Origin of the sequence: Streptococcus sp. 9.1(2021) (assembly GCF_030466425.1) — a bacterium.
Classification (GTDB): Bacteria; Bacillota; Bacilli; order Lactobacillales; family Streptococcaceae; genus Streptococcus; species Streptococcus wuxiensis.
In genome coordinates this window covers 889170-914245 of sequence record NZ_JAGQFU010000001.1, presented here as the reverse complement: position 1 = coordinate 914245, position 25076 = coordinate 889170, and the positions used below count along the sequence as shown (strand labels likewise).

The 25076-nt window shown below is 40.1% G+C and carries 23 protein-coding genes; 18 read left to right on the top strand and 5 right to left on the bottom strand.

Annotated elements, in window-relative coordinates; genetic code table 11:
• Window positions 1–108: 108 nt before the first annotated feature.
• From rpoE to KBU52_RS04405, 4 genes are all read left to right on the top strand, one after another.
• Entirely contained in the window at window positions 109–684 is a 576-nt protein-coding gene (gene rpoE, locus KBU52_RS04420) for a DNA-directed RNA polymerase subunit delta (RefSeq protein ID WP_006148015.1), read from the top strand.
• A 269-nt stretch (window positions 685–953) separates the two neighbouring features.
• Entirely contained in the window at window positions 954–2561 is a 1608-nt protein-coding gene (locus KBU52_RS04415) for a CTP synthase (protein ID WP_254724459.1), read from the top strand.
• Between the two features lie 96 nt (window positions 2562–2657).
• Complete coding sequence (locus KBU52_RS04410) at window positions 2658–3611, top strand: class I SAM-dependent methyltransferase (RefSeq protein ID WP_254724458.1); 954 nt, start codon at window positions 2658–2660, stop codon at window positions 3609–3611.
• A gap of 50 nt (window positions 3612–3661) precedes the next feature.
• Window positions 3662–4852, top strand: coding sequence for an acetate kinase (locus KBU52_RS04405; protein ID WP_254724457.1), 1191 nt, complete (start codon window positions 3662–3664; stop codon window positions 4850–4852).
• Between the two features lie 58 nt (window positions 4853–4910).
• Here the strand turns inward: KBU52_RS04405 and birA are convergent, their stop codons facing one another.
• Window positions 4911–5846, bottom strand: a complete 936-nt coding sequence (gene birA / locus KBU52_RS04400; protein ID WP_254724456.1) for a bifunctional biotin--[acetyl-CoA-carboxylase] ligase/biotin operon repressor BirA — start codon at window positions 5844–5846, stop codon at window positions 4911–4913.
• A gap of 211 nt (window positions 5847–6057) precedes the next feature.
• Between birA and KBU52_RS04395 the strand changes: the two genes are divergently transcribed.
• The gene (locus tag KBU52_RS04395; RefSeq protein WP_254724455.1) at window positions 6058–7248 is read left to right on the top strand and encodes an O-antigen ligase; all 1191 of its coding nucleotides are present in this window, start codon (window positions 6058–6060) and stop codon (window positions 7246–7248) included.
• 42 nt (window positions 7249–7290) lie between these two features.
• Here the strand turns inward: KBU52_RS04395 and KBU52_RS04390 are convergent, their stop codons facing one another.
• Window positions 7291–7839 (bottom strand): NADPH-dependent FMN reductase, encoded by a 549-nt coding sequence (locus tag KBU52_RS04390; protein WP_254724454.1) that lies wholly within the window; start codon window positions 7837–7839, stop codon window positions 7291–7293.
• Between the two features lie 268 nt (window positions 7840–8107).
• Between KBU52_RS04390 and KBU52_RS04385 the strand changes: the two genes are divergently transcribed.
• From KBU52_RS04385 to KBU52_RS04365, 5 genes are all read left to right on the top strand, one after another.
• Window positions 8108–8596 (top strand): DUF5590 domain-containing protein, encoded by a 489-nt coding sequence (locus tag KBU52_RS04385; protein ID WP_254724453.1) that lies wholly within the window; start codon window positions 8108–8110, stop codon window positions 8594–8596.
• Window positions 8593–9771: a pyridoxal phosphate-dependent aminotransferase gene (locus KBU52_RS04380; protein ID WP_254724452.1), complete on the top strand. Its 1179-nt coding sequence runs from the start codon at window positions 8593–8595 to the stop codon at window positions 9769–9771. Before KBU52_RS04385 ends, KBU52_RS04380 begins: the two co-directional genes overlap by 4 nt.
• 150 nt (window positions 9772–9921) lie before the next feature.
• A complete protein-coding gene (asnS, locus tag KBU52_RS04375) occupies window positions 9922–11265 on the top strand; it encodes an asparagine--tRNA ligase (RefSeq protein WP_254724451.1) in 1344 nt (447 codons plus the stop codon).
• Window positions 11266–11489: 224 nt separating this feature from the next.
• A complete protein-coding gene (locus KBU52_RS04370) occupies window positions 11490–12689 on the top strand; it encodes an MFS transporter (protein ID WP_254724450.1) in 1200 nt (399 codons plus the stop codon).
• 67 nt (window positions 12690–12756) lie between these two features.
• Window positions 12757–13524 (top strand): epoxyqueuosine reductase QueH, encoded by a 768-nt coding sequence (locus KBU52_RS04365; RefSeq protein ID WP_254724449.1) that lies wholly within the window; start codon window positions 12757–12759, stop codon window positions 13522–13524.
• Between the two features lie 77 nt (window positions 13525–13601).
• On the opposite strand, the gene KBU52_RS04360 is transcribed toward KBU52_RS04365, so the two are convergent.
• The 3 genes from KBU52_RS04360 to KBU52_RS04350 form a co-directional block, all read right to left on the bottom strand.
• Window positions 13602–14135: a DUF402 domain-containing protein gene (locus KBU52_RS04360; RefSeq protein WP_004252157.1), complete on the bottom strand. Its 534-nt coding sequence runs from the start codon at window positions 14133–14135 to the stop codon at window positions 13602–13604.
• An 87-nt stretch (window positions 14136–14222) separates the two neighbouring features.
• On the bottom strand, window positions 14223–14999 hold the full coding sequence (recX, locus tag KBU52_RS04355; protein ID WP_254724448.1) for a recombination regulator RecX: 777 nt from the start codon (window positions 14997–14999) through the stop codon (window positions 14223–14225).
• A 10-nt stretch (window positions 15000–15009) separates the two neighbouring features.
• Window positions 15010–15786 (bottom strand): aminoglycoside 3'-phosphotransferase, encoded by a 777-nt coding sequence (locus tag KBU52_RS04350; protein WP_254724447.1) that lies wholly within the window; start codon window positions 15784–15786, stop codon window positions 15010–15012.
• A 55-nt stretch (window positions 15787–15841) separates the two neighbouring features.
• Between KBU52_RS04350 and rlmD the strand changes: the two genes are divergently transcribed.
• The 8 genes from rlmD to yihA all read left to right on the top strand — a co-directional run bounded on the left by rlmD (window position 15842) and on the right by yihA (window position 25069).
• Entirely contained in the window at window positions 15842–17209 is a 1368-nt protein-coding gene (gene rlmD / locus KBU52_RS04345) for a 23S rRNA (uracil(1939)-C(5))-methyltransferase RlmD (RefSeq protein ID WP_254724446.1), read from the top strand.
• Between the two features lie 117 nt (window positions 17210–17326).
• Window positions 17327–18085 (top strand): triose-phosphate isomerase, encoded by a 759-nt coding sequence (tpiA, locus tag KBU52_RS04340; RefSeq protein ID WP_006154694.1) that lies wholly within the window; start codon window positions 17327–17329, stop codon window positions 18083–18085.
• Between the two features lie 123 nt (window positions 18086–18208).
• Window positions 18209–19945 carry an ABC transporter ATP-binding protein gene (locus KBU52_RS04335; protein ID WP_254724445.1) on the top strand — a complete coding sequence of 579 codons (1737 nt, stop codon included), beginning with the start codon at window positions 18209–18211 and terminating at the stop codon, window positions 19943–19945.
• A 10-nt stretch (window positions 19946–19955) separates the two neighbouring features.
• On the top strand, window positions 19956–21737 hold the full coding sequence (locus KBU52_RS04330) for an ABC transporter ATP-binding protein (protein ID WP_254724444.1): 1782 nt from the start codon (window positions 19956–19958) through the stop codon (window positions 21735–21737).
• Window positions 21738–21886: 149 nt separating this feature from the next.
• Window positions 21887–22405 (top strand): DNA starvation/stationary phase protection protein, encoded by a 519-nt coding sequence (locus KBU52_RS04325; RefSeq protein WP_223333507.1) that lies wholly within the window; start codon window positions 21887–21889, stop codon window positions 22403–22405.
• 127 nt (window positions 22406–22532) lie between these two features.
• Complete coding sequence (locus KBU52_RS04320; protein ID WP_254724443.1) at window positions 22533–23039, top strand: dihydrofolate reductase; 507 nt, start codon at window positions 22533–22535, stop codon at window positions 23037–23039.
• Window positions 23040–23240: 201 nt separating this feature from the next.
• Window positions 23241–24473: an ATP-dependent Clp protease ATP-binding subunit ClpX gene (gene clpX / locus KBU52_RS04315; protein WP_254724442.1), complete on the top strand. Its 1233-nt coding sequence runs from the start codon at window positions 23241–23243 to the stop codon at window positions 24471–24473.
• 8 nt (window positions 24474–24481) lie between these two features.
• A complete protein-coding gene (yihA, locus tag KBU52_RS04310; RefSeq protein WP_254724441.1) occupies window positions 24482–25069 on the top strand; it encodes a ribosome biogenesis GTP-binding protein YihA/YsxC in 588 nt (195 codons plus the stop codon).
• Window positions 25070–25076: the final 7 nt, after the last annotated feature.

Below are 25076 nucleotides of genomic sequence, written 5' to 3'. Positions count from 1 at the left end.
AAACCTTTGACTAATAAAGAAAATTATCGTACAATAAAGAGTACGTGATAAAATGAGACCAGAGTTTATATACTCTGGCATTAGTAGTAAAAAAAGAGGAGAAACGCTTTGGAATTAGAAGTATTTGCTGGGCAAGAAAAAAGTGAACTATCTATGATTGAGGTGGCTCGTGCCATCTTGGAACAACGTGGTCGCGACCACGAAATGCATTTTAGCGATTTGGTCAATGAAATCCAAAACTATCTTGGTACCTCTAATAGCGATATTCGCGAAGCACTACCTTTGTTCTATACAGAGTTGAACTTTGATGGTAGCTTCATCTCTCTTGGAGATAACAAATGGGGCCTTCGCTCATGGTATGGAGTTGATGAAATTGACGAAGAAATCATTGCTCTTGAAGAAAGTGACGATGAAGAAGTAGCACCTAAGGCTAAGAAAAAACGTGTTAATGCCTTTATGGATGGAGATACGGATGCCATTGATTATGGTGCAGATGATCCAGAGGATGAGGACGCCTACGAAGAAGATCCAGCTCTTTCTTATGATGATGAAAATCCAGACGATGAGAAGAACGAAGTAGAAGCCTACGACGCTGAAATCAACGAAATCGCACCAGACGATCTTGGGGAAGATGTTGATCTCGTTGAAGAAGATGACGAAGATTCTGAGGAAGAAGAAGAATAATACCAAACAACAAGGGAATTTCCTTGTTGTTTTTCTTTTCTACAGTAGAACTATAAATCTAGCAAAGAATAACATTTGACAAATGAGCTAAATTGAGGTAAGATATTGTTCGGGCACCTCTTTTTGAGGTCGGAGCTTCCTAGTTTCTAGGGAGCTATTTTTGTTTTTCCAGGGAAATTATCATCCTGGATTGTAGTTATCGGTGAAGTTTTGTTTTCTTAGTCCCCCTCTAGTGAACAAGATTTTGAGCATTTTAGAAAGAGGAATCTATGTCTACGAAATATATTTTTGTAACTGGTGGTGTGGTGTCGTCTATTGGGAAAGGGATCGTTGCGGCGAGCCTAGGACGGCTCTTGAAAAATCGTGGTTTGAAGGTAACCATCCAAAAGTTTGACCCTTATATCAATATCGATCCGGGAACCATGAGTCCTTATCAGCACGGGGAAGTCTTTGTGACAGATGATGGGGCTGAGACAGATTTGGACTTGGGTCACTACGAACGTTTCATCGATATCAATCTCAACAAATATTCCAACGTGACAACTGGTAAAATCTACAGTGAAGTTCTTCGCAAGGAACGTCGTGGAGAGTATTTGGGTGCAACTGTCCAAGTCATTCCTCATATTACAGATGCCTTGAAAGAGAAAATCAAGCGTGCTGCCCTAACAACGGACTCTGATGTTATTATTACAGAGGTTGGGGGAACAGTCGGCGATATTGAATCCCTTCCATTCTTAGAGGCACTTCGTCAGATGAAGTCTGATGTCGGAGCAGAAAATGTTATGTATATCCATACAACCTTGCTTCCTTACCTCAAGGCGGCTGGAGAAATGAAGACCAAGCCGACTCAACACTCTGTCAAAGAATTGCGTGGTTTGGGAATCCAGCCAAATATGTTAGTCATTCGTACAGAAAAACCAGCAGGACAAGGGATTAAAAACAAACTAGCCCAGTTCTGTGATGTGGCCCCAGATGCTGTTATCGAGTCCTTAGACGTAGATCATCTTTACCAAATCCCGCTTAATCTGCAAGCTCAAGGCATGGATCAAATCGTCTGTGACCATTTGAAGATTGATGCACCGGCAGCAGATATGACAGAGTGGTCAGCTATGGTTGATAAGGTTATGAATCTAAAAAAACAAGTCAAAATTGCTCTTGTTGGTAAGTATGTCGAGTTGCAAGATGCCTACATTTCTGTCGTAGAGGCCTTGAAACACTCTGGTTATGCCAATGATACAGAAGTCAAGATTGATTGGGTCAATGCTAACGATGTGACAGCTGACAATGTGGCAGAACTATTAGATGACGCTGATGGAATTATCGTTCCAGGTGGTTTTGGTCAACGTGGAACAGAAGGTAAGATTCAAGCGATTCGCTATGCTCGAGAAAATGATGTACCAATGTTGGGTGTCTGCTTGGGAATGCAATTGACTTGTATCGAGTTTGCCCGTCATGTTTTGGGACTTGAAGGGGCTAATTCAGCAGAGCTTGATCCTGATACAAAATATCCAATCATCGATATCATGCGTAATCAGATTGATGTTGAGGACATGGGGGGAACCCTTCGTTTGGGACTTTATCCTTCTAAGTTGAAACGTGGTTCTAAGGCAGCGGCAGCTTATCATAACAAAGAAGTGGTCCAACGTCGCCACCGCCACCGTTATGAGTTTAACAATGCCTTCCGTGAACAGTTTGAAGGGGCAGGATTTGTCTTCTCAGGTGTTTCACCAGACAATCGCTTGGTCGAAATTGTTGAAATCCCAGAAAACAAATTCTTTGTGGCTTGTCAGTACCATCCAGAGCTTTCAAGTCGTCCAAATCGTCCAGAAGAACTTTACACTGCTTTTGTAACAGCAGCTGTTGAAAATAGTAAATAGTAGAATAAACCTTTGAGAGTCATCTCAGAGGTTTATATTTGTTCTCAGTATTATGAAAATCTGGAAAATCAGCTCTGAATTTGGTAAGATAAGATTATGGATTTTGAAAAAATTGAACAAGCATATACCTATTTACTAGAAAATGTCCAAATCATTCAAAACGATTTGGCGACAAGTTTTTATGATGCCTTGATTGAACAAAATGGGATTTATCTCGATGGTCAAACTGCTCTGGAGCAAGTCAAAAAAAATAACCAAGCCTTAAAACGTTTGGCACTTCGAAAAGAGGAGTGGTTACGGACCTATCAATTTTTGTTAATGAAGGCAGCTCAAACAGAACCTCTTCAAGCCAATCACCAGTTCACACCAGATGCGGTTGGTCACTTGATGATTTTTATCATTGAACAACTTTTCCCTGCTGAAAATGTGAGCTTATTGGAATTGGGGTCTGGGATGGGAATTCTGGGAGCTAGTTTCTTAACGTCCATGAACAAAAAGGTAGATTACCTGGGAATAGAACTTGATGACCTATTGATTGACTTGGCGGCAAGCATGGCGGAAGTAATGGATCTTCAAATGGGCTTTGTCCAAGGAGATGCAATACGTCCACAAGTATTAAAAGAAAGTGACATCATTGTGAGCGACCTGCCTGTCGGTTACTATCCAGATGATCAGACAGCCTCACGTTATCAAGTAGCGGCTAAGAATGAACATACTTATGCTCATCATTTGTTAATGGAACAATCACTCAAGTATCTCAGAACAGGAGGCTATGCGATTTTTCTAGCTCCAACAGATCTCCTGACAAGTCCTCAGAGTGAACTTTTGAAATCATGGCTGACTGAACAGGCTCAACTAGTGGCAATTATTGCCTTACCAGAGGATCTCTTCGCCCAAGGAGCTCAGTCTAAGAGCATTTTTGTCCTACAAAAGAAGACAGGAGAAGGAGTTGAACCATTTGTTTATCCACTTACCAGTCTTCGTGACCCTGAAATTTTGATGGAATTTAAGGAAAATTTTCAAAAATGGTGTCAAGGGCATGAAATCTAGTGCAAATTTTGGTATAATAGTTGAAAACGCTTAAAAAGGGGAATAAATTTATGACAAAAACCATTGCAATTAACGCTGGAAGCTCTAGCTTGAAATGGCAACTATATCAAATGCCAGAAGAAAAGGTGCTTGCAAAAGGTTTAATTGAGCGAATCGGATTGAAGGATTCTGTTTCAACAGTTAAGTTTGATGGTCGTTCTGAAGAACAAGTTCTTGATATTGAAAACCATACCTTGGCTGTTAAGATTTTACTTGATGACTTGATTCGTTTTAATATTATTAAAACTTATGATGAAATTACTGGTGTCGGACACCGTGTTGTTGCAGGTGGAGAGTACTTCAAAGAGTCTACAGTTGTTGAAGGTGATGTCTTAGAAAAAATTGAAGAACTAGGACTTCTTGCTCCATTGCACAACCCTGCCAATGCAGCTGGGATTCGTGCCTTCAAAGAATTGTTGCCAGATATTACAAGTGTAGCAGTCTTTGATACATCATTCCACACAACAATGCCAGAAAAAGCATACCGTTATCCATTACCAACTAAGTACTATACAGAAAATAAGGTTCGTAAATATGGAGCACACGGTACAAGTCACCAATATGTTGCTCAAGAAGCAGCAAAACTTTTGGGACGTCCATTAGAAGAGTTGAAGTTGATCACTTGCCATATTGGTAACGGTGCTTCTATCACAGCTGTTAAAGGTGGTCAATCAATCGATACATCAATGGGATTCACTCCACTTGGTGGTGTTATGATGGGAACTCGTACAGGGGATATTGATCCAGCCATCATTCCTTATTTAATGCAATATACAGAGGACTTTAACAAGCCTGAGGACATCAGTCGTATTCTTAATCGTGAGTCAGGATTGCTGGGTGTTTCAGGGAAGTCTAGTGATATGCGTGATGTGATTGCTGCAATGGAAGCAGGGGATCATGATGCTGCTTTGGCATTTGGAATGTATGTTGACCGTATCCAAAAACACATTGGACAATACTTGGCAGTCCTAAACGGGGCAGATGCTATTATCTTTACTGCTGGTGTTGGTGAAAATGCAACTCTTGTGCGTGAGAAAGTTATTTCAGGTATCTCTTGGTTTGGCTGTGATCTAGACCCAGAGAAAAATGTCTTTGGAGTAACTGGAGACATTTCTACAGATGCTGCGACACTTCGTGTACTTGTCATCCCAACTGATGAAGAACTTGTGATTGCGCGTGATGTTGAGCGTTTGAAAAAATAAATGATAAGAAAAACGACCTTTTCGAAAGAGAGGTCGATTTTTTATTTTTTAAAAATCTTCACCATTTAGTGAGCGAAACTTCGCCACTATTGAGCCAAATTTTTTCACCAGTAGCTAATTGGATCTGTAGTTGACCCTGGTCAGAGATATCACAAGCTTTTCCTGAGATGATTTCTTGATCTTTCTTAAAGGAAATTTCTTTGCCTAAAACAATTGATTGTTTTTTATAAAGGTAAAGCAGCTCATCGGCCTCAGTTTCGTAGAAACATTTCCAGATTTCAGAAATCAGTTCGTTGCGAGTGATTGGACTGTTTTGAGAGAATAGACTTCCAGCTTTCCCTTGCAAGTTTTTTGGAAAATCAGCGATAGAAAAGTTGATACCAACACCTATAATAACATCTGTGACAAGGCCTGTTTCGACAGAAGTGATGGCTTCGGTTAGAATACCGGCTATTTTTTTCTGATTTAGGTATAAATCATTTACCCACTTGATATCTAAATCAATCAGACAAAGGTTTTTAACAGCCTTATAAATTGCGGCTGCAGTCAGGAGTGTATAGGCTGGCAAATCTAGATAAGAGAGATTGGGCTTGAGGTGGAGAGACATGTAAATTCCACCTTGTTCTGGAGAATAGTAGGGACGTTGAAATCGACCACGTCCCATAGTTTGGCCTGTTGATAGGTAGAGTGTGTCTCCTTTGGCACCAGCTTCCATGGCCTCCTTAGCATCACTCTGGGTTGATTTGGTGATAGGTTTAAATTGAACTAAGATTGGGCTGTTAGCTTCTATTTCTTGAGGTAAGATTAGGTCACCGTGAAGAAGTTTGTAGCCACGGTTTTTGATGCTGTCAATTTCTAAACCTTCCTGCTGGAGGCGCTGGATAGCCTTCCAAACAGAGGTGCGAGAGAGGTTTAATATTTCAGCGATTTTCTCTCCGCTTAAATAATCTGTTTCATGAGCTAAGATTTTGTAAACTTCTTGGTAGGATTTCATACTAGGTCCTTTCTGGAACAACTAGATTTATTGTACCATATTTTTAAAAAAGGATGCGCGCTTTGAGAGATATCTTAGCTCGCTATAAAATTTTACCTAGTTTTAGTCAGGATGCCATGGACAAAGTGGTTTTCAAATCATTTGAAAAATGGTAAAATGTTTTAATAGTTTATTTATCTGAGCTTTATAGCGCAGAGAGAAAGGATCTGTTGTGAAATCAATAGGTATCATTGAAAAATTGAAAGGCTTATCCAAGCAAGAGCTAGTCTTACTAGCTGTTATTCTAAGTATTTTCTTGCCTTTTTATATTTTCGTTATTATTTTTATCGCCTACTTAATAGGTCTAATATTTACAGGAGAGATGAAGGGGATATTAAAACGATTATCCCACCATTTTATCTTACTTTTATTTATCGGCTATAGTGGTGTAATCTCGCTTTTAGCTCAAAATGTGATGGGGATGGTTTCCACTTTAGGAATGTTCCTCTTTGCAATTTTCTTTTATTATTACCAAGCCCATTTAACCCCTAAGTTTTTCAGATTAGTATTGCAATCGGTTATGTCGCTTAGTGTGCTAGCATCAGTTTTTGCAGCCTTAGAGCACTTTCAGATTGTAAAGAAATTTGATTATACTTTCTTATCACCTAAGATGCAAGTCTGGCATCAGAACCGTGCAGAGGTAGCCTTCTTTAATCCTAATTATTATGGGATTATCTGTTGCTTCTGTATTATGATTGGATTTTACCTAATTAGTACGACTAGATTGAGATGGTTGAGAATTTTCTCTCTCATTGCAATCTTTGCGAATTTGTTTGGCTTGAATTTCACCCAAAATAGAACAGCTTTTCCAGCTATTATCTTTGGTGCGATTATTTATCTTTTCACTACCATTAAGAACTGGCGTGCCTTCTGGCTCAGTATCGGAGTCTTTGGTGTTGGTTTAGCCTTTCTCTTCTCGAGTGATTTGGGAGTTCGAATGGGAACGCTCGATTCGTCTATGGAAGAACGAGTGTCGATCTGGAATGCAGGTATGACCTTATTCAAACAAAATCCCTTCTGGGGTGAGGGTCCCCTAACCTATATGCACTCTTATCCTCGTATTTTTGCTCCTTATCACGAACATGCTCATAGTATATACATTGATACGATATTGAGTTACGGTGTGGTAGGAACGGTATTGTTAGGAATAGCTTCTTCTGGTCCAATTCGAATGTTGATTGATATGAGTCAGGAGCCGAGCAAGCGTCCAATTGTTGGTCTTTATCTTTCATTCTTAACAGTAGTTGCTGTGCATGGAATTTTTGATTTAGCCCTCTTTTGGATTCAATCCTCCTTCATCTTCCTTTTGGTAATGTGTAGTTTACCATTAAAACATAGTATGATTGGAGAATTTGTTGAATAAACTAAAAGATAGTAGAAATGAGATTTTCTACTATCTTTTTTATTATTGAATAGCTTGAAGTAAATCTTCAGCTTGTTGTTTAAGAGAAGCAGCGACGCTATCTTCAAGGACTAATTGACCATCTGCCCAAGCAGAATCATTGACACGAGCTGCGGTAAAATCACCAACAACCTGTGTACGGATGAACGGCAAGAGGTCTTTGTAAATCGCAAAGAGTTGATCGTGTCCAGCGTTAGCTACAGATGATACAGTAACAATTTTATCTTGAAGAGCAGATGCTCCACGAGTGTCAGATAAGTCAATGGCGCGTGAAAGCCAGTCAAGTAAGTTTTTCACAGTCCCTGGAATTGAGAAATTGTAGACTGGAGAGAAGATCCAGATAGCATCAGTAGCTTGAACAGCTTCGCGAGCCGCTGCAACAGCTGGAAGTGTAGGAACTTCAAGGTCTTGGCTAAAGAGAGGAATGGCTGAGTAGTCAAGGTAACTTACCTCGGCTTTGCCAGCAAGTGCCTTTTCAGCTTCTAGTGCCATTTGGTGGTTGAATGAACCTTCACGAAGTGAACCAACGATAAACAATATTTTTTTAGACATAGGGAGTCTCCTTTAAATTTCAATCTTTTAATCAGAATCACTCTGTTGTTATAATATATGTTACAACACGATAAAATCATTTGCAAGGGATATGCTCAGAAAATAAAATCAATAGAATCTAAGTTTTTAATTAAAAATGAAGACTGTAGAAAAGTCTATAAAAACACGGCTTGAAGTTATGTAATGATATCCTAAAAACGTATTGAAAATCCAGATTCCTCCCCTAACTTCACTTGTAATTCACTAGGATAGATGGTAAAATAGACGAGTGAAAAAGAGACAGAAAAAAGAAAAAAATTCCCTATTATTTCAGTACATTATTGGTATAACTTTGTTAACTCTAGTCATCACTTCTTCCTTTCTCTACTTGGTATGGCTCAGCATGAAGCCTTATCAAACTGCAAAGGTTGAAGGTGAGAGACTCGCTAAGCAGTATGCAAATCTAGAAACGGTTAGCCAGATTGATATCTTCAATGGTTTAGAAAGCTATTATAGTGTTCTTGGCCAAGATAAGAACCAGAAACCAGTTGCTGTCTTAATAGAGAAAAGTAGCAACAATATTTACGTATATCAACTAGAAAATGGTACTTCTCGAGAAAAAGCAGAAGCAGTTGTCAGAGAAAAAGGAGCAACTGAGATCGACAAGATTACCTTCGGACGGTACGCTGAAAAGCCTGTCTGGGAAATCAAGTCTGGAGGAGACTATTATCTAGTAGATTTTGAATCTGGCGCCTTAGTCGAAAAGGAGAAACAATGAAATTATCCAAACGTGTCTTAGAGATGGAAGAAAGCGTTACTCTGGCTAGTGATGCAAGAGCAAAGAAGTTAAAAGCTGAAGGAAAAGACGTTCTTTTCTTGACTTTAGGTCAGCCCGATTTTCATACTCCTGAAAATATTCAGGATGCTGCGGTTGCAGCCATTCGAGATGGTCGCGCGTCTTTCTATACGGTAGCTTCAGGTTTGCCTGAGTTAAAAGCAGCAGTCAATACCTATTTTGAACGTTACTATGGGTATTCTGTATCAGCTAACGAGGTGACTTTTGCGACTGGTGCCAAGTTTTCCCTTTATACTTTCTTTATGGCTGTTATCAACCCTGGAGATGAGGTAATCATTCCTACTCCTTACTGGGTCAGCTATGGGGATCAGGTTAAGATGGCTGAAGGTCTTCCAGTATTTGTCCAAGCCAAGGAAGACAATCACTTTAAAGTAACTGTGGAGCAATTAGAAGCTGTTCGCACAGGTAAGACCAAAGTCTTGGTTCTTAACTCACCATCTAATCCTACCGGTATGATCTATTCTCGTGAGGAACTCTTGGCCATCGGAAATTGGGCTGTTGAACATGATATTCTCATCCTGGCCGATGATATTTATGGTCGTTTGGTCTATAATGGGAATGAGTTCGTTCCAATCTCTAGTCTGTCAGAAGCTATTCGCAAACAAACTATTGTCATCAATGGAGTGTCTAAGGCCTACGCTATGACAGGATGGCGTGTTGGTTATGCAGTAGGTGATCCAGAAATTATTGCTGCTATGAGTAAACTAACAGGTCAAACAACTTCTAACCTAACCGCTGTTTCACAATACGCAACAATCGAGGCCTTAACCAGTCCACAAGACTCCGTAGAAGCAATGCGTCAGGCTTTCGAGGAACGTCTCAATACCATTTATCCTCTCTTGTGCCAAGTCCCTGGCTTTGAAGTAGTCAAACCGCAAGGAGCTTTCTATCTCTTCCCAAATGTTAAAAAAGCTATGGAGATGAAAGGCTATACAGACGTAACAGCATTTACAACGGCTATTCTTGAGGAAGTTGGTCTGGCCCTGATTACAGGAGCAGGATTTGGAGCACCAGAGAATGTCCGTCTCAGCTATGCGACAGACCTAGATACACTCAAAGAAGCTATTCGTCGCTTGCACCAATTTATGGAAAAATAAGAAGCTAAATCTCCGTCCCCTTGGCGGAGGTTTTTGTGTTTAAAAACTTATGAATTTCTGTCGAACAATCTAGCTATCAGGCATTATTTGTGGTACAATAGTGGGTAATAATGTCTTTAGACAAGTTAAACAAAAAAAGGAAGATAAAACATGACAAAACGTGTAACAATTATCGAAGTAAAAGACTACGTTGGTCAAGAAGTGACTATTGGTGCTTGGGTTGCTAACAAGTCAGGAAAAGGAAAAATTGCTTTCTTGCAATTGCGTGACGGAACTGCCTTCTTCCAAGGCGTGGCTTTCAAACCAAACTTTATCGAAAAATTCGGTGAAGAAGTAGGTCTTGAAAAATTTGATACCATCAAACGCCTATGCCAAGAAACTTCTGTTTTCGTGACAGGGATTGTCAAAGAAGACGAACGCTCAAAATTTGGTTATGAGTTGGATATTACAGACATCGAAGTCATCGGTGAATCTCAAGACTACCCAATTACTCCAAAAGAACACGGAACAGATTTCTTGATGGATAACCGCCACTTGTGGTTGCGTTCACGCAAACAAGTAGCAGTGATGCAAATCCGTAACGCTATTATCTATGCAACTTATGAGTTCTTTGATAAGAATGGATTCATGAAATTTGATAGCCCAATCCTTTCAGGAAATGCTGCAGAAGATTCTACAGAACTTTTCGAAACTGACTACTTTGGAACACCAGCATACTTGAGCCAATCAGGACAGCTTTATCTTGAAGCAGGTGCTATGGCCCTTGGTCGCGTCTTTGACTTTGGTCCAGTATTCCGTGCGGAGAAATCAAAAACTCGCCGTCACTTGACTGAGTTTTGGATGATGGATGCGGAGTACTCATACTTGACACACGACGAGTCACTTGACTTGCAAGAAGCTTATGTTAAAGCGTTGCTTCAAGGTGTTCTAGATCGTGCTCCTCAAGCCTTGGAAACATTAGAACGTGATACAGAGCTCTTGAAACGCTACATTGCTGAGCCATTCAAACGCATTACTTACGATGAAGCCATTGATCTTTTGCAAGAGCATGAGAACGACGAAGATGCTGACTACGAACATCTTGAGCATGGAGATGATTTCGGTTCACCACACGAAACTTGGATTTCAAACCACTTTGGTGTACCAACTTTTGTGATCAACTATCCATCAGCCATCAAGGCCTTCTACATGAAACCAGTTCCTGGGAACCCAGATCGCGTGCTTTGTGCAGATTTGCTTGCTCCAGAAGGCTATGGAGAAATCATTGGTGGTTCTATGCGTGAGGAAGACTACGATGCCCTTGTAGCTAAGATGGATGAACTTGGTATGGATCGTACAGAGTACGAATTCTACCTTGACCTTCGTAAATACGGTACAGTACCACACGGTGGATTTGGTATCGGTATCGAGCGTATGGTAACCTTTGCAGCAGGTACAAAACACATCCGTGAAGCCATTCCATTCCCACGTATGTTGCACCGTATCAAACCTTAATAGCCATAAAAACGCCGTCTGGCGTTTTTATACTCTTCGAAAATCAAATTCAAACTACGTCAGCTTCACCTTGCCGTACTCAAGTACAGCCTGCGGCTAGCTTCCTAGTTTGCTCTTTGATTTTCATTGAGTATTACTTTAAATGAAAGAGGTGGAGAAAATGTAGGCAACTCTAAGTAAGTCTTTTAGAAAAACTCATATTACATATTGAAAGAGAGAAAACGATGTTTAAAAGAACTTACAAACGCAATATTCCACTCCTGGCAGGTCTGGAATTTACATCTTATTTTGGAATCACCAGTTTTTGGATTTTATTTTTCATTCAAAATGGTCTTTCCTTACTTCAAATCGGTCTATTAGAAAGTATCTTTCACGGGACAAGCCTCTTATGTGAAATTCCGTCTGGTATGTTGGCCGATCGGTTTAGCTACAAGACCAATCTCTATTTGGCTCGCTTGGCCAGTATTGTATCCTCTATCTTGATTTTATTTGGTAAGGGGAATTTTTGGATTTATGCTGTCGCTATGATGGTTAATGCTTGGTCCTACAATTTTGATTCGGGGACCAGTACCGCTTTCTTATATGATTCGGCGGTTGAAGCGGGGCAAAAGGATCGATATCTTCAGATTTCTAGCTTTTTGTCTGGTGTGGCAGAAATCACCCGAACCTTAGGTACAGTTGTGGCAGGCTTCTTTATTCACGGAGCATTGGCTTGGACCTATCTAATTGCTATTGGATTATCTTTTCTTTCTATAATCTTGATTTATTTTATGAAAGAACCAATGGCTAAGAGAGAAAAAAATGAAGCATTAACCTTTAAAATGATTGTCCTGCAAGTTCGAAAAGAATGGCATGAAAAGCCAGTACTCTTTTATTGGATGATGACTTATCAGCTAGTCGGAACACTCATGTGCATGTTTTACTTTTACTATCAGCAGAAAGTAAGTGACTTAGCAGGATGGCAGGTATCGCTGGTCATGCTGATTGGTAGTGGCTTAAATCTTATAGCAGTTTATGTAGCTAGTCAAATTGGTGAAAAATGGAATAGCAATCGAGTTTTTCCGACTCTTGTTGCACTAACGGGCTTAGCCTTGCTATTGGTGTTTTCTGGAACTCCCTTTGCTTTTCTTCTTGTCTATCTTTTAACCGATACACTCTATGCAGTTTATCAGCCAATCTATTTCAATGACTTACAAGGTTATTTACCGTCCAGTGTTAGAGCAACAATGCTTAGTATCAATTCCATGCTCTTTAGTCTTTCCATGATTGTCATTTTCCCACTGACAGGTTGGTTGATTGATCGTTGGGGTCTTGTAGCTGTCTTTTTAGTTCTAGGCCTTATCTTACTTTTAAGTTGTCCTATATTAATAATCGGTCTAAAAAGGATGGGCAAGCTATTAGATATGGACTTAATAACTGAATAAAGCATGAAACCCTATTTGCCCAAAGAAAGATCCTGTGGTACAATAGCAAGAAGAAAAGGAGAAGAGCATGATTGATGTAGAAGAAATTCTAAGCAAGATGAATCCCAATCAAAAAATCAACTATGACCGTGTTATGCAAAAGATGGTCCAAGTTTGGGAAAAAAATGAAGAGAGACCAACGATTCTCATGCACGTCTGTTGTGCTCCATGTAGCACTTACACTCTAGAGTATTTGACCAAATATGCAGATGTGACTATTTATTTTGCTAATTCAAATATTCATCCCAAAGCCGAGTATCACAAGCGTGCTTATGTAACCAAAAAGTTTGTCAGCGATTTTAATGAACGAACTGGTAACCATGTCCAATACCTAGAAGCACCTTATGAACCAAATGAATACCGTAAACTGGTTCGAGGTTTGGAAGAAGAACCTGAAGGTGGGGACCGTTGCAAGGTATGTTTTGACTATCGCTTGGACAAGACAGCGCAAGTGGCTATGGACTTAGGATTTGATTACTTTGGATCTGCCCTAACCATCAGCCCTCACAAAAATTCACAAACAATTAACAGTATTGGGATTGATGTGCAGAAAATCTACACCACTCACTATCTTCCGAGTGATTTTAAGAAAAATCAAGGTTATAAACGCTCTGTAGAAATGTGTGAAGAGTACGACATTTATCGCCAATGTTACTGTGGCTGTGTCTATGCAGCTCAAGCACAGAATATTGACTTGGTGCAGGTCAAGAAGGATGCGACAGCCTTTATGGTAGATAAGGATATCGAGAAAGATTATTCCCATATCAAATTTACTGTTACGAAGTTAGATATTTAAAGGAAAACCTGCCTCAAGGCAGGTTTTTGCTTATAAAAAAAACGAGGTCAGGATTTTGTTCCTGACCTCTGACAACTTTACCGATTCTTTAGTTCTACGTAGCGTTTGTACCAAATGTTGACATAGGCTTCTGAGAAGGGGCCTCGTTCATTGTTGATCCAATCAACAAGAATCTTAACATGTTCTTTCAAAATATAGTCTAAATCATCAGGATAATTCATCTTACGCTTGTGACGTTCATACTCTTCGACGTCCAAGAGGCGTTTCTCACCATCTGTAAAAACTTTAACATCTAAATCATAATCGATGTATTTTAAAGCTTCTTCGTCTAGATAATAAGGGCTAGCCATGTTGCAGTAGTAGGAAATCCCATTATCACGAATCATGGCAATGATATTAAACCAATATTTTTTGTGAAAGTAAACAATAGCCGGTTCTCGAGTTACCCAACGACGACCGTCACTTTCGGTAACAAGTGTGTGGTCGTTGACGCCGATAATAGCGTTCTCTGTTGTTTTTAGTACCATGGTGTCTCGCCAAGTACGGTGAAGACTCCCATCATGCTTATAACTTTGAATTGTAATAAAGTCGCCTTCTTTTGGAAGTTTCATAACTAACCAACTTTCTACAATTTGTAAGTTTATCGTTTACTATTGTATCACATTTTTGTTTAAAGTTCTTAGTTTTTCATGAAAAAATTAAAGATATTCTCTGAGAGCGCTGGCTATATCCGAAAAATCATAACCTTTTCTAGCTAAAACTTGGGTCAAACGTTGCTTAAGTTCGTATCCTTCATACTTACGCGAATATTTCCGATATTGCTTATCCAACTCTTTAAAGATTAGTTCCTGAACAGTTTCTTCATCGACCTGGTTATCTAGTTGATCAAAGGCTGTTTTAGCTTCCGAGTAGGAAAAACCTTTGTTGGTAAGATTTTGGATTATCTTATCTTGTAGAGCGCGAGCAGGCAATTTACCCTGATATTTTTTCAGTAGTTTTTCGGCTGTACGCTCTGCGACTTCCGTCAGATCAAATTCTTGTAAGACGTCTTGGATAACGACCTTAGCAACTCCTTTTTGAGAAATCTTTTGTATCAGCATGTAGCTTCCCTTGTCACCAGATAGCTGATTGGAGTTGATGATAGCATAAGCATATTGACGGTCATTGATCCAGTTGTCATCCTTGAGGGCTTGGATGACTTGTGGTATGATTTTCTCATCAATCTCATGTTTAACTAAATAGTCTCTGACTTCTTTTTCAGTACGGGCCTTGAAGGATAAGTGGTAGAGGGCCAGATTTTTTCCGTAGGAAAATTGTGCAAAGGTCTGAATTTCTGCAAATTCTTGAGGACTAATTTCCTTATCCTTGGTCAACATAAAGCGAACAATGGTATCCTCTGTAATATAGCAGGTTTGGTCGCTATCAAGTTCTAGCAGATAGAGATGTTTTTTCTTTTCTAGTTTTGTGATTTTCATGGTTTTCCTTTTATCCAAACGCTTCAAAGGCAGCAACGAGTCGAAGTTTGTTGCTATCAACCAGCTCTCTCCCGTAACAGTCAAGAAATAGTTCAGCGTATTTAGGGTCATGTAGGTTATAGTTGAGGGACCAAACTGTCCAAAAGAGATCGATATGTCGGTCACTGAAATCAGCTAAGCCAAGGTCAATAAAGCAAGAGAAGTGGTCAGCATCTTTTAGAATAAAGTTCGGTAGACAGGCGTCCCCGTGAATAAAGGCATCTGTCTTTAAAAGGTGCCCATCTTCTCGAATGAGCTGGAAGGCCTCTTCGCGACTGCTAATCCGGAATTGGGGTAGGAGAGCCTTGGCATAGAACTCACCTTTTTCATAGTTTTTCAAGGCTCTGTCTTTATAGGCCTGTAAATGATTTTCTGATGGGAAATTTTGCGGATAAAAGCTGTGAAGTTTTTTAAGAGCCTCGGCCATGGTTCGGCAAATTTTATCTGGCTGATCTAAAAAAGCGAGAGCATCATGGCCAATAGCCTCTTTCGTCAGAAGGTAGTCTTTATTTGTAGATAGATAGTGGATGACTGGAGTTCCTATTCCTTCTTGTTCAAACAAACTTGCAATGCTAGCTTCTCGCTCTAATCTTCCCTTTTGATCTATTTTCAAATAGTAACCTGAATCAAGATAGAGAACCCTTGCGCCTGAATGAGAAGAGCTGTCAGAAAGAGTTGCTCCCTCTATATAAGTTCGTAATTGCTCAGGAAAATCCAATGGGGAAAAGTGAGATATCTTTGTATTCATGGTTTTATTGTAACATATTCTTAAACATTGAGAAACTACGTGGTATAATAGACTTATGAGTCTTAAAGTCAAACAAAAAATTCCATTAAAAATCAAGCGTATGGGGATAAACGGGGAGGGTATCGGATTTTACCAGAAAACCCTTGTTTTTGTTCCAGGTGCCCTCAAGGGAGAAGATATCTATTGTCAGGTGACTTCTGTTAAGCGTAATTACGTTGAGGCCAAACTGCTTGAGGTCAATAAAAAATCTAAGTTTCGAGTGGTTCCAGACTGTACCATTTATAATGAGTGTGGTGGCTGTCAAATCATGCATCTGCACTATGACAAGCAGCTGGAGTTCAAGACGGATCTTCTCCATCAAGCTCTGAAAAAATTTGCACCTGCAGGCTATGAAAACTTTGAGATTAGACCAACCATTGGTATGCAGGAACCCAAGTATTATCGAGCTAAACTGCAATTCCAAACTCGAAAGTTTAAGGGTCAGGTCAAGACAGGATTATATGCTCAAAATTCGCATTATTTGGTCGAGTTAAAAGACTGTCTGGTTCAAGACAAGGAGACACAAGCTATTGCCAACCGCATTTCTGAGCTCTTGACCTATCATCAAATTCCGATTACGGATGAACGAAAAATCCTTGGAGTTCGGACCATCATGGTTCGTCGCGCACGGAAAACTGGGCAAGTTCAGATTATCATTGTGACCAATCGTCAATTAAATCTGACTCAATTTGTGATAGATTTAGTCAAGGATTATCCTGAAGTAGTGACTGTCGCAGTCAATACCAATACCGCTAAAACTAGTGAGATTTATGGGGACAAGACTGAAATTATTTGGGGTCAAAATAGTATAGGCGAAGGTGTTCTTGATTATGAATTTTCTCTTTCACCACGAGCTTTTTACCAACTCAATCCTGAACAGACTGAAATCCTCTATAGTGAAGCCGCTAAGGCCTTGGACGTAAATGAGAATGACCATCTGATTGATGCCTACTGTGGTGTTGGAACCATTGGTTTTGCCTTTGCCAAAAAAGTTAAAAGTCTGAGAGGGATGGATATTATTCCAGAAGCTATTGAGGATGCCAAAGAAAATGCCCAGCGCATGGGTTATACCAATACTCACTATGAGGCTGGAATTGCAGAAGAAATCATCCCTCGTTGGTACAAGGAAGGCTATCGTGCCGATGCCTTGATTGTAGACCCGCCTCGTACCGGTTTAGATGACAAACTCTTGGATACCATCGTCAAATACGCTCCTGAAAAGATGGTCTACATTTCCTGCAATGTATCTACCCTGGCGCGTGATTTAGTCCGCTTGGTTGAAGTCTATGACCTGCATTATATCCAGTCAGTTGATATGTTTCCGCACACGGCTAGGACAGAAGCAGTGGTCAAATTAACCAGGAAAAAGCCAGACTCTAAATAGAATTGACGACTGGAAAGTATTTGAAAAGAAGACTTCTAGTTACAGAGTAAGATTTGCAAGCTCCCTATATTTATGATAAAATAAGTAGAAAATAAAATGAAAAAAGAGGTATGTGAAATGTCACGTAAACCATTTATCGCTGGTAACTGGAAAATGAACAAAAACCCAGAAGAAGCAAAAGCATTCGTTGAAGCTGTAGCATCAAAACTTCCTTCATCAGACCTTGTTGAAGCTGGGGTTGCTGTACCTGCTCTTGACTTGACAACTGTTCTTGCTGCTGCTAAAGGTTCAAATCTTAAAGTTGCTGCTCAAAACTGCTACTTTGAAAATGCTGGTGCTTTCACTGGTGAAACTAGCCCACAAGTTTTGAAAGAAATCGGTACTGACTATGTTGTGATCGGTCACTCAGAGCGTCGTGACTACTTCCACGAAACAGATGAAGACATCAACAAAAAAGCAAAAGCAATCTTTGCGAACGGTATGCTTCCAATCATCTGTTGTGGTGAGTCTCTTGAAACTTACGAAGCAGGAAAAGCTGCTGAATTCGTAGGTGCTCAAGTTTCAGCTGCTCTTGCAGGATTGACTGCAGAACAAGTAGCTTCATCAGTTATCGCTTATGAGCCAATCTGGGCTATCGGTACTGGTAAATCAGCTTCACAAGACGATGCACAAAAAATGTGTAAAGTTGTTCGTGACGTTGTAGCAGCTGACTTTGGTCAAGAAGTAGCTGATAAAGTACGTGTTCAATACGGTGGTTCAGTGAAACCTGAAAACGTTGCAGAATACATGGCTTGTCCAGACGTTGACGGAGCTCTTGTTGGTGGTGCATCACTTGATCCAGAAAGCTTCTTGGCATTGCTTGACTTTGTAAAATAAGCTTCAAATATCTGAGACAGACAGTTCCCTCCCTCGAGGTTAAGATTGTCTGTCTTCTTTTAGTAAAAAGGCGTGCGAAAGCACGCTCTTTTCTGCATTTTGAATGAAAAGGAAAGGAGAATTATGCTTTATATTTGGTCTTATCTCAAACGTTATCCCAAGTGGCTAGTGTTAGACTTCTTCGGAGCTATTTTCTTTGTGATTGTCAATCTTGGGCTACCGACTGTTCTTGCTCGCATGATTGACCAGGGGATTAATCAAGGTAATGAAGAAAAGCTCTATTTTTGGGCTATCGTAATGTTGGTTATTATCGTCTTGGGGACATTTGGGCGGGTTGTTCTATCCTATGCTGCTAGTAAATTGACCACCAATATGGTTAAGGATATGCGAAATGATGTTTATGCTAAATTACAAGAGTATTCTCATCACGAATATGAACAAATTGGTGTTTCTTCATTGGTGACTCGTATTACTAGTGATGCCTTTGTCCTTATGCAGTTTGCAGAGCAGACGCTTAAGTTGGGTGTGATCACTCCCATGATGATGCTGTCGAGTATTCTCATGATTTTCTTAACTAGTCCCTCACTAGCTTGGATTGTCGCTTTTTCAGTTCCTTTCCTAGCTGTAGTAGTCCTTTATGTGGCAGTGAAAACGCGCCCCTTATCTGAAAAACAACAGAAAACACTGGACAAGATAAATCAATATGTCCGTGAAAATTTGATGGGGCTACGAGTGATTCGTGCCTTTGCTCGTGAAGATTTCCAAGAAATCCGTTTTGAAGAGAAAAATGCAATCTATGCGGATAATTCAAATCGTTTGTTCAAATTGACTGGTTTGACAGAGCCGCTTTTTGTGCAAATCATTATTGCCATGATTGTAGCTATCGTTTGGTTTGCTCTAGATCCTCTCAAGCAAGGAAGTTTGCAGATTGGGGATTTGGTAGCCTTCATCGAGTATAGTTTTCACGCCCTCTTGTCTTTCCTTTTCTTGTCAAACCTCTTTACCATGTATCCACGTACGGCTGTGTCTAGTGAGCGTTTGAAGGAAATCATGGATATGCCTATTTCCATTGATCCAAATGAAGACGGAATTCAAGAAACAGAAACACATGGTTACTTAGAATTTGATAATGTGACCTTTGCTTATCCTGGTGAGACGGAAAGCCCTGTTTTGCATAATATTTCCTTTACTGCTAAACCGGGAGAAACCATTGCTTTTATCGGTTCGACTGGGTCAGGTAAGTCTACTCTGGTTCAGTTAATTCCTCGTTTTTATGATGTTACACTGGGGAAAATTAAGGTCGATGGTGTTGATGTCCGGGATTACCGTCTCAAATCACTCCGCCAGAAAATTGGTTTTATTCCACAAAAAGCCTTGCTCTTTACAGGGACTATCGCAGATAATCTCCGTTACGGAAAAGAGGACGCCAGTCATGAGGACTTGCACCAAGCAGCTGATGTAGCCCAAGCCAAGGACTTTATCGAGAGTCGAGAAGAAGGTTTTGCAACTCATCTAGCTGAAGGGGGAAGCAATCTATCAGGTGGTCAAAAGCAACGCTTGTCGATTGCCCGCGCAGTCATCAAGGGTCCAGATATCTATATCTTTGATGATTCCTTCTCAGCCTTGGACTACCGTACTGATGCTATCTTGCGCCGTCGTCTCAAGGAAGTGACTCAAGATGCTACGGTATTGATTGTTGCGCAACGTGTTGGAACCATTATGGATGCGGACCAGATTATCGTCCTTGATAAGGGCGAAATCGTTGGTCGTGGCCGTCATGAAGAATTGATGGAGACTAATGACATCTATCGAGAAATTGCTGAGTCGCAGTTGAAAAATGCATCTCTGACAGAAGAATAGGAGGTAAAGGATGAAACAACAATCTAGTCTAGCTCGTCTATGGAGCTATTTAAAAGCCTACCGTTTCTCTGTTTTCTTTGCAGTCTTCTTGAAAATAGTCAGCGTCATAATGAGTGTTATTGAGCCATTCATATTGGGGCTTGCTATCACTGAGTTAACCAGCAACCTCCTTGCCATGGCAAATGGTGTTGCAGGAGCAGGTATCAATACCAGTTATATCGCGGTGATTCTGGTGATCTATCTCTTGCGTGGCCTTTTTTATGAGTTGGGTTCTTACTACTCAAACTACTTTATGACCAATGCTGTGCAGTCTATGGTACAGGATTTGCGAAATGAAATGAGTGAAAAAATCAATCGTATTCCTGTGTCTTACTTTGACAAGCACCAGTTTGGAGATTTGTTAGGCCGTTTTACCAGTGATGTAGAGACTGTTTCAAATGCCCTTCAACAATCTTTCTTACAGATTGTCAATGCAGTCTTTACCATTCTTTTTGTTATGGGAATGGTCCTCTATCTAAATCTTCAGTTGGCTATCATTGTTATCTTGTCGATTCCAGTGACTTATTTTGGAGCTAAAACGATTCTAAATCGTTCGCAGCCATACTTTAAACAGCAGGCAGCTATATTGGGACGTATGAATGGATTTGTACAGGAAAACTTGACAGGTTTCAATGTTTTAAAACTTTTCGGACGAGAAGAAAATTCTCAAGAGAGATTTGAAAAGATTACGGATGAATTGCAACAAGTCGGATTTAAGGCGAGCTTTATTTCAGGATTGATGATGCCTGCCCTTCATATCGTGTCTGATTTAACCTATCTGATTGTTGCTGTCTTAGGTGGTTTGCAGGTTATTGCAGGACGCTTGACTATTGGTAACATGCAGGCCTTCGTTCAATATGTATGGCAAGTCAGCCAGCCGATCCAAAATATCACTCAGTTAGCTGGGCAAATGCAAAGTGCCAAGTCCTCTCTTGACCGTGTCTTCGAAGTTTTAGATGAACAGGAAGAAGTCCAAACTGCTGAAGTGAAAGAACTAGCACCATTGACAGGTCAAGTTAGCTTCAAAAATGTTGATTTCCAATATGTGGAAAACAAACCATTGATTCGCAATTTTAATTTAGATGTTGAACCTGGAGAGATGGTAGCTATCGTTGGACCTACTGGAGCAGGGAAAACAACCTTGATTAACCTTCTCATGCGTTTTTACGATGTGACAGCTGGTGCCATTTTAGTAGATGGCCAAGATATTCGTGACCTGTCTCGTCAGGACTATCGTCGACAGTTTGGTATGGTCCTACAGGATGCCTGGCTCTATGAAGGCAGTATCAAGGAAAATCTTCGCTTTGGAAATCTGGATGCAACAGATGAAGAAATCGTTGAAGCTGCTAAGGCGGCCAATGTTGACCACTTTATCCGCACCCTTCCTGGTGGCTATAACATGGAAATGAACCAAGAGTCAAGTAATATTTCTCTTGGGCAAAAACAGTTGTTAACTATCGCGCGTGCTCTCTTGGCGGATCCTACAATCTTAATTTTGGACGAAGCGACTTCTTCAGTTGACACTCGTCTAGAACTCTTGATTCAAAAGGCTATGAAACGTTTGATGAAGGGGAGAACAAGCTTTGTCATTGCCCATCGACTTTCGACAATTCAGGAAGCTGACAAAATTTTGGTGCTGAAAGATGGGCAGATTATCGAACAAGGAAATCATGAAAGTCTCCTAGATGCAAAAGGTTTCTATTACGATCTTTATCAAAGTCAATTTTCTAGTAAAAACAGAGAAAATAGCTAGGGTAAATAGCCACTCATTTTCTTAAATTATCAGTCAATTACAACTTTTTTAATATGGGTTAATTTTCTTGCTTTTGTCTACTAGGTGTAGTATACTGAGGTAGTAATCAATAAATATGGTTACAAAAATAATATTATGAGGTGAGAAAAATGGTAGAATTGAAAAAAGATGCATTAAAAGACGTAACAACATTATCTAAGACAGCTCCTGAAACGCTAGTAAAAACGAAAGAAGTCTTGAATCAAGCCGTAGCTGACTTGTACGTAGCACATATCGCTCTTCATCAAGTACACTGGTACATGCGTGGACGTGGATTCATGGTATGGCATCCTAAGATGGATGAATACATGGATAGTCTAGATGCTTACCTTGATGAAATCAGCGAACGCTTGATTACACTTGGTGGCAAACCCTACTCTACTTTGACAGAATTCCTTCAACACAGTGAAATCGAAGAAGGAGTTGGAGAATTCCGTAACGTAGAAGAAAGTTTGGAACGTGTCCTTGAAATTTATCGTTACCTTATCACTCTTTTCCAAAAAGCATTGGATGTAACAGATGAAGAAGGTGATGATGTAACCAATGATATCTTCGTTGGTGCTAAGGCAGATCTTGAAAAAACAGTCTGGATGCTTGCAGCAGAATTAGGACAAGCACCTGGTTTGTAAGATACTGTATTTTTCTAAAAATCCGTAGAAGTTTTCTACGGATTTTTTCTATTCAAGAGGGCATTCCAAAACAGTCTTTTTTGAAGATTTTTGATAAAATAGAACTATCAATGAAAAGGATGAAAGCATGACAAAGAAAATCGTAGCCATTTGGGCTCAAGATGAAAAGGGTGTGATCGGGAAAGAGGATCGTTTGCCTTGGCATTTGCCAGCAGAGTTAAAACATTTTAAAGAAACAACCTTGAATCATGCCATTTTAATGGGTCGTGTAACCTTTGATGGGATGGGGCGACGATTGCTTCCAGGACGTGAAACCTTAATTTTGACGCGCAATCCCGAAGAGTCAATTGAAGGAGCACTGGTTTTCCAAAATGTCGAGGATGTTTTAGACTGGTATCATCATCAGGCTAAGAATCTCTATATCATTGGTGGCAAGCAGATTTTTCAGCTTTTTGAACCTTATCTCGATGAGATTATTGTGACACAAATTCATGCTCAAGTTGAAGGGGATACCTATTTCCCAGAAGATTTTGACTTGACTGTTTTTGAGACTGTTGCAAGCAAATCTTATTCCAAAGATGAGAAAAATGTCTATGATTTTACCATCGAATATAGAAAGAGAAAGGAAGTCTAATGGAGCGCAGTATTTTTGGATTTTTTACAGCTCTTTTGTGTGCTGTCTGTCTTGTAGCTGGAACACACGCTTTTCGTAAAAAGCGCTTTGGACTTGCTACTCTGCTTTGGCTAAATGCTTTCACAAACTTGGTGAATAGCATTCATGCTTTTTATATGACCTTATTTTAGATTGAATGAATAGTTAGAACGGAAGGGAATCATGTCTACAAATAGGAAAAATGATATGATGGTTTATTGCTCATTTTGTGGCAAAAGCCAAGAAGAAGTTAAAAAAATAATTGCTGGGAACAATGCCTTTATCTGTAATGAATGTGTGGAGTTGGCCCAGGAAATTATTCGTGAGGAGTTGGCTGAGGAAGTTTTGGCTGACTTGTCTGAGGTACCAAAACCAATCGAACTCCTAAACATTTTGAACCACTATGTGATCGGTCAAGATCGTGCCAAACGTGCTCTGGCAGTGGCTGTATATAACCACTATAAACGCATCAATTTCCATGACACTCGTGAAGAGACTGAAGATGTTGATTTGCAAAAGTCAAACATTCTAATGATTGGCCCAACTGGATCAGGGAAGACTTTCCTTGCTCAGACTCTGGCTAGAAGTTTGAATGTACCATTTGCCATTGCTGATGCAACAGCTCTTACAGAAGCAGGCTATGTAGGTGAGGACGTGGAAAATATCCTCCTCAAACTCTTGCAGGCAGCTGACTTTAACATTGAACGAGCAGAGCGTGGAATTATCTACGTCGATGAGATTGATAAGATTGCTAAGAAGAGCGAGAATGTTTCTATTACACGTGATGTATCTGGTGAAGGTGTTCAACAAGCCCTCCTCAAGATTATCGAAGGAACTGTAGCTAGCGTACCTCCTCAAGGTGGACGCAAACATCCACAACAAGAAATGATTCAAGTAGACACCAAGAATATCCTCTTCATCGTGGGTGGTGCCTTTGATGGAATCGAAGAAATTGTCAAACAGCGTCTTGGTGAAAAAGTTATCGGTTTCGGACAAAATAACAAGGCCATTGATGAAAAGAGCTCATACATGCAAGAAATCATTGCAGAAGATATTCAGAAATTCGGTATTATTCCTGAATTAATTGGACGCTTGCCTGTCTTTGCAGCCTTGGAGCAGTTGACAGTGGATGACTTGGTTCGCATTTTGAAAGAGCCAAGAAATGCCTTGGTTAAACAGTACCAGACCTTGCTTTCATATGACGATGTAGAGCTTGAATTTGACGATGAGGCTCTCCAAGAGATTGCTAACAAAGCTATTGAACGTAAAACTGGAGCACGTGGTCTTCGCTCAATCATCGAAGAAACCATGCTAGATGTTATGTTTGAAGTTCCAAGTCAAGAAAATGTGAAAACTGTTCGTATCACAAAAGAAGCAGTTGATGGAACAGCTAAGCCAATCCTAGAGACAGCCTAGAGGTGACTATGGAAATCAATACACACAATGCTGAGATTTTACTGAGTGCTGCCAACAAGTCCCACTATCCGCAGGATGAACTTCCTGAAATTGCTCTTGCAGGACGCTCAAATGTTGGTAAATCGAGCTTTATCAATACCATGCTCAATCGTAAAAATCTAGCTCGTACCTCTGGAAAACCAGGGAAAACACAACTACTTAATTTCTTTAATATTGATGATAAGATGCGTTTTGTAGATGTGCCTGGTTACGGTTATGCCCGTGTGTCCAAAAAGGAACGCGAAAAATGGGGACGCATGATTGAGGAGTACTTAACCACTCGAGAAAATCTTCGAGCAGTGGTTAGTCTCGTTGACCTTCGTCATGATCCGTCAGCAGATGATGTACAGATGTACGAATTTCTTAAATATTATGAGATTCCAGTTATCATTGTGGCTACCAAAGCTGATAAGATTCCACGTGGCAAGTGGAATAAGCACGAATCAGCCATTAAAAAGAAATTAAATTTTGATCCAAGTGATGACTTTATCCTATTCTCTTCTGTAAGTAAGGAAGGAATGGAAAAAGCTTGGGATGCTATTTTAGAAAAATTGTGAGGAATAC

Coding starts and splice junctions, on each gene's coding strand:
- KBU52_RS04370 (WP_254724450.1), top strand. CDS start 11,490: ATGTTTAAAAGAACTTACAAACGCAATATTCCACTCCTGGCAGGTCTG.
- KBU52_RS04335 (WP_254724445.1), top strand. CDS start 18,209: ATGCTTTATATTTGGTCTTATCTCAAACGTTATCCCAAGTGGCTAGTG.
- yihA (WP_254724441.1), top strand. CDS start 24,482: ATGGAAATCAATACACACAATGCTGAGATTTTACTGAGTGCTGCCAAC.
- KBU52_RS04325 (WP_223333507.1), top strand. CDS start 21,887: ATGGTAGAATTGAAAAAAGATGCATTAAAAGACGTAACAACATTATCT.
- KBU52_RS04405 (WP_254724457.1), top strand. CDS start 3,662: ATGACAAAAACCATTGCAATTAACGCTGGAAGCTCTAGCTTGAAATGG.
- KBU52_RS04320 (WP_254724443.1), top strand. CDS start 22,533: ATGACAAAGAAAATCGTAGCCATTTGGGCTCAAGATGAAAAGGGTGTG.
- asnS (WP_254724451.1), top strand. CDS start 9,922: ATGACAAAACGTGTAACAATTATCGAAGTAAAAGACTACGTTGGTCAA.
- recX (WP_254724448.1), bottom strand. CDS start 14,999: ATGAAAATCACAAAACTAGAAAAGAAAAAACATCTCTATCTGCTAGAA.
- KBU52_RS04415 (WP_254724459.1), top strand. CDS start 954: ATGTCTACGAAATATATTTTTGTAACTGGTGGTGTGGTGTCGTCTATT.
- tpiA (WP_006154694.1), top strand. CDS start 17,327: ATGTCACGTAAACCATTTATCGCTGGTAACTGGAAAATGAACAAAAAC.
- KBU52_RS04350 (WP_254724447.1), bottom strand. CDS start 15,786: ATGAATACAAAGATATCTCACTTTTCCCCATTGGATTTTCCTGAGCAA.
- KBU52_RS04330 (WP_254724444.1), top strand. CDS start 19,956: ATGAAACAACAATCTAGTCTAGCTCGTCTATGGAGCTATTTAAAAGCC.
- KBU52_RS04390 (WP_254724454.1), bottom strand. CDS start 7,839: ATGTCTAAAAAAATATTGTTTATCGTTGGTTCACTTCGTGAAGGTTCA.
- KBU52_RS04360 (WP_004252157.1), bottom strand. CDS start 14,135: ATGAAACTTCCAAAAGAAGGCGACTTTATTACAATTCAAAGTTATAAG.
- clpX (WP_254724442.1), top strand. CDS start 23,241: ATGTCTACAAATAGGAAAAATGATATGATGGTTTATTGCTCATTTTGT.
- KBU52_RS04410 (WP_254724458.1), top strand. CDS start 2,658: ATGGATTTTGAAAAAATTGAACAAGCATATACCTATTTACTAGAAAAT.
- KBU52_RS04365 (WP_254724449.1), top strand. CDS start 12,757: ATGATTGATGTAGAAGAAATTCTAAGCAAGATGAATCCCAATCAAAAA.
- birA (WP_254724456.1), bottom strand. CDS start 5,846: ATGAAATCCTACCAAGAAGTTTACAAAATCTTAGCTCATGAAACAGAT.
- KBU52_RS04380 (WP_254724452.1), top strand. CDS start 8,593: ATGAAATTATCCAAACGTGTCTTAGAGATGGAAGAAAGCGTTACTCTG.
- rlmD (WP_254724446.1), top strand. CDS start 15,842: ATGAGTCTTAAAGTCAAACAAAAAATTCCATTAAAAATCAAGCGTATG.